General features: G+C 68.7%; 6 protein-coding genes. 3 read left to right on the plus strand and 3 right to left on the minus strand.

What is annotated here, in order from left to right; translation table 11 throughout:
• Positions 1 to 86: 86 nt before the first annotated feature.
• Positions 87 to 1,619, minus strand: a complete 1,533-nt coding sequence (locus tag AB0J47_RS39510) for a hypothetical protein (protein WP_364358886.1) — start codon at positions 1,617 to 1,619, stop codon at positions 87 to 89.
• 1,072 nt (positions 1,620 to 2,691) lie between these two features.
• Here AB0J47_RS39510 and AB0J47_RS39515 point away from each other — a divergent pair.
• From AB0J47_RS39515 to AB0J47_RS39525, 3 genes are all read left to right on the plus strand, one after another.
• Entirely contained in the window at positions 2,692 to 3,243 is a 552-nt protein-coding gene (locus tag AB0J47_RS39515; RefSeq protein ID WP_364358889.1) for a hypothetical protein, read from the plus strand.
• A 189-nt stretch (positions 3,244 to 3,432) separates the two neighbouring features.
• Positions 3,433 to 3,882, plus strand: coding sequence for a DUF3151 domain-containing protein (locus tag AB0J47_RS39520; protein WP_364358892.1), 450 nt, complete (start codon positions 3,433 to 3,435; stop codon positions 3,880 to 3,882).
• A gap of 102 nt (positions 3,883 to 3,984) precedes the next feature.
• Entirely contained in the window at positions 3,985 to 5,088 is a 1,104-nt protein-coding gene (locus AB0J47_RS39525) for an FUSC family protein (RefSeq protein ID WP_364358912.1), read from the plus strand.
• A gap of 281 nt (positions 5,089 to 5,369) precedes the next feature.
• Here AB0J47_RS39525 and AB0J47_RS39530 read toward each other — a convergent pair whose 3' ends face one another.
• Both AB0J47_RS39530 and AB0J47_RS39535 read right to left on the minus strand, forming a co-directional pair.
• Entirely contained in the window at positions 5,370 to 6,152 is a 783-nt protein-coding gene (locus AB0J47_RS39530) for a site-2 protease family protein (RefSeq protein WP_364358895.1), read from the minus strand.
• A complete protein-coding gene (locus AB0J47_RS39535) occupies positions 6,149 to 6,811 on the minus strand; it encodes a hypothetical protein (RefSeq protein ID WP_364358898.1) in 663 nt (220 codons plus the stop codon). Before AB0J47_RS39535 ends, AB0J47_RS39530 begins: the two co-directional genes overlap by 4 nt.
• Between the last annotated feature and the right edge of the window lie 201 nt (positions 6,812 to 7,012).

Genomic DNA, 7,012 nt, shown 5'->3' on the forward strand with positions numbered 1-7,012 from the left:
CTGATGACCAGGTGAGTGTGACGTTCGCTACCGGTTAGAGGGCTTACCTTTTGGATATGTCCTGCTCGACTCGGCGCTGCCTTCGACTAGGGCGTCCCAGCGCTCGGCGGATCACAGACCTTCCAACCGTCGGCGGTCTGCTCCAAATCGAAAGTCCTCGCCGAGCGCTTCGTCGGATCCGCATCGGTGTACACGGTGGCCTGCGCGATCGCCGTTTTATCGGTGACCTTGATCGTATCGACGCTCGCCACCACCGGGATGTTCTTGCGATCCATCGACAGCTGATGCACGCCCGCGAACTGGTCCGCCGCAATGTTCTGATAGAAGTCGTGCAGCTGCCCGCAGGTGGTGTTGCGCAGCGCCCCGAGATCGCCGGATTCCAGCGCCGCGGTGTAATCGGTGATGGTGGCGCGCACCTTGGCCTCCGGGGAGTTGTCGCCCCGATTCCCGACGAGCACGACCGCGAGCCCGATCACCGCGATGAGCGCAACCGCGGCCGCCCCGATGAACAACCAGCGCTTCGAACGCTCGGCCGGCGGTTGCTGATCAGGCGGGGTGATTCGTTGCGGTTGGGCCATCGGCCGCGGTCCGTTGACCGGCTGAGCGGGGCGAGTCTGCTGGGTATCGGCAGGTGACGGGGCCGACGCGACCTGACGTGGCCGGCCGGGACCGCGCGGCGCCGACGGTGCGGTCTCCTCTACGCCGGGCCCACTCTGCGAAGGCCCTTGCGCCCCAGCCTGTTTCGGACCGGCCGCAGGACGCGGGGTGCTCGGCGGCTTGGTGATCGGCCCGGGCCGCGCCGCGGGCGCGACGACCCGGTCGGTACCGGGCTTGGTCCCGGCATCGCGCATCCGCTCCGTGGCGTTCTTATCGACTGGCTTCTGAATCGGCAATGCGACGGTCTGCTCGGCATCCAGCTTCGAAATCACCGGCATTGCGACGGTCTTGTCGTCCGCACCCGCCAAATCCGGTTCCGGTTGCGGCGGAGCCACAGCCGGACTCTTTGCCTTCGGGTCGACCCGTCGCATCACCATGGTCGCCGCATCCGCACCTGCGGAATCGTCGACCTTGTCGTCTGGTGCCGTGGCCTTTGCCGCATCCGAATCCCGCTGAATCACAGCGGTTTCCGCAGCGGATGCGGGAGCGTCACCTGGTGGCGCAGCGCCTTCGGCCGGTGGCGTAGCTCCCGTCGGCCGAGTAGTCGATTCGGCAGCGGCCGATCCGGCGGACTTGTCGGCTACTGCTTCGGCTTCGCCTGCGGCGGATCCTTCGGCGGCCGCCGCGGCAGTTCCGCCGGCCGCGGCAGACTTCGGTGTACCGCCGGCACCCTGGGCTGCGGGACCGCCCCGTTTGATCACGACCGTCGGTGCGTTCTGCCCGGAGGCGGTACTGCCCGCCCGGCCGGACCCACCAGCTGGCGTCGGCTGGCCAGGCGACCCCGCACCCGGCGCCTTCGCCGGGCCCGACTTTCCCTTGTCTACGACATCACCACGCGAGATCTCCGCAGTCTTCCCTTCGGAATTCGCCGCGGTACCCCCGGGCTGCCCCGAACCGGCAACTGCGCCCGGCTTCGCAGCAGCGGGTGCGGACGAGACCGCGCCGCTACCCCGCGGGTCCACGCCGCCCGGCCTGGTAGTTCCGCCGGCCGCAGGAGCAGGTTGGGCGGGGCCGCTATCTCGCTGGCCTGGGCCGCTCGGCCCGGTTGTACGGCTCGGCCCGTTGCCCGGCGTCGGAGCAGATGCGGCCGCGCCGCCACCTCGTTGGCCCGCGCCGCCGGAGACGTTTGCGCCGCCACCTTGCTGGGTCACACCGCCAGGGCGGGTTGCGCCGCCCGCGGTGGGAGTAGATGAGGCCGGGCCGCTATCCCGCTGGCTCGCGCCGGCAGGCTTGGGTGCGCCGCTCGGCGTTTGGGCGGATGGGGCTGCGCCGCCACCTTGTTGGCTCCCGCCTTCCGGCGCGCGAGCAGGTTCGGCGGGGCCGCTATCTCGGTGGCCGGTACCGCTCGGCTTGGCTGCCTTGCTCGGCGCGGGAGTAGATGAGGTCGGGCTGCCACCTTGTGTGCCCGCGCCGCCGGGCTTGGTTGCGCTGCCCGGCGCAGGAACAGATGAGGCTGGGCCGCTACCTCGCTGGCTTGTGCCGTCCTGCTTGGGGGTGGCGCTCGGAGTTCGAGCGGATGCGCCGCTACCTCGTTGGCCCGTGGGGCCGAGGTTGGCTGTGTTGCCCGGTGTAGGAGTAGATGAGGCTGGGCCGCTGCCTCGTTGGCTTGCGCCGCCTGGCCTCGGTGCGGCGGTTGGTGTTCGAGCGGATGAGGCTGCGCCGCCACCTTGTTGGCTCCCGCCGCTCGGCCTGGATGTGTTGCCCGGCGCGGGAGTAGGCGAGGCGGTGCCGCTATCTCGTTGGGCTGTGCCGCTTGGCCCGGTTGCGTTGCCCGGCCTGGTTGCGTTGCCTGGCGAGGAAACAGACGGTGCGGTGCCGCCATCTTGTTGGCTCCCGCCGATCGGCTTGGCTGCATTGCTCGGCGCGGGAGTAGATGAGTTTGCGCTGCCACCTTGTGGGCCAGTACCGCCCGGCCGACTTGCGTTGCCCGGCGCGGAAGCGGACGGTGCGGTGCCGCTACCTCGCTGGCTTGTGCCGCCCTGCTTTGAGGCGGCGTTCGGAGTTCGAGCGGATGCGCCGCTACCGCGTTGGTCCGTGGCGCCGAGATCGGCTGTGTTGCCCGGCGCGGGAGCAGGCGAGGCGGTGCCGCTATTTCGTTGGCCCGCGCCGCCCGGGGCGGATGGTGACGACGGTGCATTGACCGCTCCGCCTGGCTGGCCCGGGGCAGCAGGCTTCCCGAGCGCGGCGATGTCCCCGGTTGCCGCACCCGACCCGCCGGACTGTCCGGCACCGGTGGGCGGCTGCTTCGGCAACGATGGCGACGGAATCGGCCGAGTAGGAGCCGCTGGTCCGCGCTCGCCGGCGGCTTTCCCGGTTCCCGAGGGTGCGTTGGACCCCGACGAGCCGGGCCCTGACGATGACGGGAACGGTCGGGTCGCGTCTGCTGCGCCGTCCTTCGCGCCGGCCCCGGCTCCCGACGAGGTGCCTGCGGCGGGACCGGGGCGCGAGGGTGCGCCCGATCCCGTTGACTCGGTGGACGATGCGGGTTTCCGGTCCGTGGGCGTGGCCGGGCGCGGGTCGGCCGCTGCGGCGGGGCGGCCGGGATTTCGTGCCGGGCTCTTCTCGTCGTTCGGGTCGGACACCTAATAACCCCTCGGTCGGGCGGAACAGTTTGAACTCGACGGCCAGCCTAGCCAGCAATTCGGTCGACTGTGAGGGTTCCCCTGCCCAGTGGCCGCTCTGCCCCGCTCGACAGCGGCGGGTGGGCAGCAGCGGCGGCCCAGCCAGGGAACGCCGTGGCGGCGCAGCACGCGCGCGCAGTGCACAATGAACCGCATGACCTCGTTCGGTGACTTGCTCGGACCGCAACCGGTACTCCTGCCCGAAGACTCCGATGCGGAGGAGGCGCTGCTGAACAACGCCGATCCGGTGCAGGTCGCGGCCGCGCATCCGGCAGCTTCGATCGCCTGGGCCCATCTCGCGGAGGCCGCGTTGGAGCGCGGCGGGGCGGATGGCGATACTCAGGTGGTCAATCACGACATCGTCGCCGCGTACGCGTTCGCGCGCACCGGCTACCACCGCGGCCTGGACCTATTGCGCCGCAATGGCTGGAAGGGTTTCGGTCCGGTGCCGTGGAGCCACGAACCCAATCGTGGTTTCCTGCGCTGTGTCGCCGCACTTGCCAGAGCGGCAAGGGCGGTCGGCGAGACCGCAGAGTACGCACGCTGCCTCGACCTGCTGGAAGACTGCGACCCGCGCGCCGCAGGTGAGCTGGGCCTCGACTAAGTAGTGATTGCGGCATCACGTAGCGATTCGATGAGGGGTGGTGGTCGGGCGACGGGCGGGCTCGACCCCAATTCCCCTGTTGGCGTCGCCCGCGCCAGCAGCATGCAGAAGCTGCGCAGCTCGTGGGCGCGATTGCGACTGTCCGCGCTGCCGATTCTGCAGTGCGCGGTCGGCGCGGCGCTGGCCTGGTTTATCGCGCACAAAATAGTCGGGCACACCCAGCCCTTTTTCGCGCCGACCGCGGCGGTTGTCTCGATCGGCATTTCGTTCGGCGCCCGGCTGCGCAGGTCGGTGGAGTTGGTGGTCGGCGTCGCGGTCGGCATCGGCATCGGCGACCTGTTCATCACCCGCGCGGGCACCGGCGTCTGGCAGATCGCCTTCGTCGTCGCGGTGGCCATGGCCCTGGCGGTATTCCTGGACGGCGGTTCGATCATCACCATGCAGGCCGCCGGTTCGGCGGTGCTGGTCGCCACCTTGCTGCCGCCTTCGGCGGGCGGCGGCTTCTCGCGCATGATCGACGCGCTCATCGGTGGGTTGGTCGGCGTTGTCGTTGTCGCATCGATACCGCTGCATCCGGTGCGCCGGGCCCGCGAGCAAGCCGCGGAAGTCCTTGCGGTGCTGGCGAAGTCGCTGCACGAATGTGCCGACGGCCTGCTCGAACAGGATCCGGAGAAGATTCGCACGTCCCTGGCGGCGGCCCGCGCCACCCAGCCCCAGATCGATGGTCTGCGCTCCACCCTGGAGGGTGGCCGCGAGATCAGCCGGATCTCCCCGCTCTATTGGAATTACCGCCAGCGTCTCGATCGCATCCGCGCCACCGCCGATCCGCTCGACAATGCCGTCCGCAATACGAGGGTGCTGCTACGTCGTTCTCTCACACTGGTCCAGGACGACGAAATCCTCGATCCCCGACTGATCGAGGGACTGGAGCGCCTCGCCCAAGCCGTCGAGGTGGTGCGCCGGATGATGCTCGCCGATCCCGGGCAGCAGCCGGACCAGGCCGAGGCCGCCAGGGTGCTGCGCGGTATCGCAAAGGCCGCGCGACCGGAACTCGTTGAGGGCGCAGGACTTTCGGCCCATGTGGTCTTCGCGCAGATGCGCTCGATGCTGGTCGATCTAATGCAAGTCTGCGGCATGCAGCGCATCTCGGCCATGGCCCTGCTGCCCCCGACGGTCCCGAATCCGCATGTGCCGCCGGAGAATTGAGCCGACTACTCAGCGGATTTCGGACATATTCCCGCCGCTGCGGGACGGCGTGCTCGGTCTCGGGCACCGAATCATGATCTTCACGTAGTCCGCTACTCGTGTTCGCCCACACCCACGCTCATAGCCTCGAGAGGCAACCGCGGTTACGAGGGGTAGCGCGGTTGGGACGCTTCGCCCGACGGCTAACCGCCCACCGGCCATATGGTGTGGTGGCCGGGCGGGTGAGGTCGCGCGAAGAGGTCGCCCGGTCCGGGAGGTCGGACCGGGCGACCGGATATCGGCTAGGTCCAGAACCGGGTCAACCAGCTGCCGTAGCGTGACCAGTCCGCATCGACCCCGGACAATTCGTACAGCGAGTACACCGCATCGAAGAACACCTTGTTGATCGACGGCGTGAACAGCAGCGCGAACAGGATCAGCATTCCGAACGGCTTGAACTGATCGAGCGCCCGCCGGGTCTGATAGCTCAGCGACGGCTCCACCACGCCGTACCCGTCCAACCCGGGCACCGGGAGAATGTTCAAAAGCGTTGCGGTGATTTGCAGAAACGCCAGAAAGCTCAGGCCGTACCAGAACGCGCGATGCGAATTGTCACTGCCGAAGAACCGCACGACCACCAGCAACAGCACCGCGCACACCGCATTCACCGCGGGTCCGGCGCCGCTGATGATCCGCTGCATGCGCGCGCTGACGTTATGCGTGTGCACGTACACCGCACCGCCCGGCAAGCCGATACCGCCGAGCGCGATGAACACCATCGGCAACACGATCGAAAGCAGCGGATGGCTGTACTTCAGCGGATTCAGCGTGAGATAACCCCGCAACTCCACCTCGCGATCGCCCGCCCGCCACGCCGTGTACGCATGCGCGAATTCGTGCAGACACAGCGTGACGATCCAGCCGAATACGACGAGCAGAAATACCCCGAACTTCGCCCGCGTCGACTGCGGATCGGCATCCCACGCCAGCACACCACCGGCCACCGCGACCGCGATCACCAGCAGGAATATCGGGCTCGGCCGCACGGCACCCAGGCGGCGATCCCTCGAGAACGGAACCGTCATCGCACCAGCAGCCAGTTTTCGTGATGTCGATAGAACGACGAGCGCGGCAGCACCCGATCGTTGGCGATGCCGTCCCTTGTCACCACGGCCCCCGGCGTGCCGAGTTGCGCGGCCCGACCCTCCAGCCAGCGCCGCCTGCGGATGATGTTCTTCTGCACGCTCGCCCGCACCCCCGGCAAATCCAGCATCGGAGAGACGACCATCGCGCTGACCTTGCCGGAGAACAACTGCGCGTCATCCACATAGGCCTCGCCCTCGAGCTTCTCGCCGCCGGGCCCGGTGATCTCGGCCCGACCGACCAGCACGGTTCCAGTGTCGTCGCGAATCAGCGGCGTTTCGACGGCCCGGCCCTCCACCGCCCGTTTGGCGGCGGCATTGCCGGTGCCGGTCTGGTAGGCGCGCGAACCGTAGGTCTTGTCGACGGGCACATACCCGATCTCCACATGCAGCCGCTCGGTCCGCATCAGATGGGTCAGCACGGAGGCCAAGGCGGCGTCGTCGCCGAGCACGATCAGCCGGGGCAGGCTATCGGCGGCCAGGACAGGCAATAGCTCATCGATGACGCTGTTTTCCGGGATGGCAGTCGTCTGCGAAAGCGGCAGCGACGCGAGGGCGATGGGTACCGGTGCGCCGTCGCAACGGAGAACGTGGGTACTCAAACTGCCGTACACCCTCCTCGGTTCGGCCGACAACCCGTCGGTCACCCTCGCCACCTATCGGCGGACCCCCTGCTCGGTCCGCCAGTGCCTCGCAACCATAGCTGTGTTTTTGGCGGCGCGGGCGCCGCGTGTTCGCGGCCCCCTGGTGTCTCGCGTCCGAGCCGTCGAGACTCGCGACTTCGTCGCATGCGCTTCGACGGC

The organism is Nocardia sp. NPDC049737 (genome assembly GCF_040674755.1).
GTDB lineage: Bacteria > Actinomycetota > Actinomycetes > Mycobacteriales > Mycobacteriaceae > Nocardia.

Coding starts and splice junctions, on each gene's coding strand:
- AB0J47_RS39520 (WP_364358892.1), top strand. CDS start 3,433: ATGACCTCGTTCGGTGACTTGCTCGGACCGCAACCGGTACTCCTGCCC.
- AB0J47_RS39525 (WP_364358912.1), top strand. CDS start 3,985: ATGCAGAAGCTGCGCAGCTCGTGGGCGCGATTGCGACTGTCCGCGCTG.
- AB0J47_RS39530 (WP_364358895.1), bottom strand. CDS start 6,152: ATGACGGTTCCGTTCTCGAGGGATCGCCGCCTGGGTGCCGTGCGGCCG.